General features: G+C 75.7%; 1 protein-coding gene and 1 pseudogene. Both read left to right on the top strand.

The genetic code is table 11. The features are described from left to right. Positions 1–311: pseudogene (locus tag D1643_RS11010) on the top strand (ABC transporter ATP-binding protein); the annotation flags it as partial. Continuing rightward, positions 311–928 (top strand): YigZ family protein, encoded by a 618-nt coding sequence (locus D1643_RS11015; RefSeq protein ID WP_160710645.1) that lies wholly within the window; start codon positions 311–313, stop codon positions 926–928. The pseudogene D1643_RS11010 and the gene D1643_RS11015, both read left to right, overlap by 1 nt. The last annotated feature ends 434 nt before the right edge of the window (positions 929–1362 follow it).

The raw sequence follows: 1362 nt of genomic DNA on the forward strand, positions 1-1362 counted from the left end.
CGGCGGGCGCCAGCGGGCGCGGAGGCGGGGCCAGGCGGGGCGCCGGCGCGGTGGCGGATGTGGCCCCGGAGACGGGCGCGCGCCTCACGGGCGGCGAGCAGCGGGCGCTGCGCAAGCTCATGGCGTCCAACGAGAAGAAGGCCGACACCCTGCGCGGCAAGATCGAGGCCAAGCGCCAGGAGATGGCCCAGGCCGACCCGTCCGACTACCTGGTGCTCACCGCCTTGCAGGAGGAGATCGCCGACTTCGAGTCCCAGATAGAGGCCCTTGAGCTCGAGTGGCTCGAGGCCGCCGAGAAGCTGGGGGAGTGATGGCGGCCTATCGGACGGTGGCGGCGCGCGTCACGGCGGAGATCGTGGAGAAGCGCTCGCGCTTCATCGCGCAGCTGGCGCCCGTGGCCAGCGAGGAGGAGGCGCTCGCGTTCATCGAGGAGGTGCGGGCCGAGCACCGCATGGCGCGCCATAACGTGTACGCCTACGTGCTGCGCGGCGGCCGGGTGCGCTACACCGACGACGGCGAGCCGCCCAAGACCGCCGGCATGCCCACGCTCGAGGCCGTCCAGCACGCGGGGCTCGAGGACGTGGCCGTGGTGGTGACGCGCTACTTCGGCGGCGTGCTCCTGGGAACAGGCGGGCTCGTGCGCGCCTACGGGGATGCGACGCGCGCGGCCATCGACGCGGCGCGCGTGGTGACCGTCTCGCGCGTGGTCGATGTGCTGGCCGAGGTGCCCTACCGCCTTTACGAGCCGACGGTGCGCGCCGCCGAGGCCGCGGGCGCCCGCGTGCAGGACGCCGACTTCGGCGCGGCGGTGGCCCTCACGCTGCGCGTGCTCGACGGCCAGCAGGACGAGCTGGCGCGCGTCCTCACCGAGGCCACCGCCGGGGCTGCCGAGCTGCTCCCCGGCGAGCCCTTCGACGCCGCGTTCTAGGCAGCCTGGAGGCGGCCGCTGCCTGGGGGCACGACCGCGAGCGTCCCGCGACTGCGATCGGCGACGCGCCTGCGGGCGTCACACCCGCCCTCGCGTCCGGCGCTCGAGACGTGCCCGCAGGCGTCCCGTCCGCCCTCGCGTCCGGCGCCGTGCTCGCAGCCGCTCTGTCTCGCGACCGGCGGCCCGACTGCCCCGCGACTGGCGCTGCGCTCGCGAGCGTCTCACGCCTAAGGCGCCGGACGTCCCGCCTCGCCCGCACGGGAGCCGCCGTTGTCCTCGCTCGTGTGGCCCGCATCTTGCGCCCGTCTCCGAGACGCCCCCCCTCGCGGGCGTCACGCCCCGCAACTGGCGCCGCTGTGCCCCCCGCGACTGGCGCCGCTCCCGCGGGCGTCTCAGCCGTACCTCCACCCCCTCCACCCCCTCCACCCCCTCCA

The sequence above is a fragment of the Enterorhabdus sp. P55 genome (genome assembly GCF_009911695.1).
Taxonomy (GTDB): Bacteria; Actinomycetota; Coriobacteriia; order Coriobacteriales; family Eggerthellaceae; genus Enterorhabdus.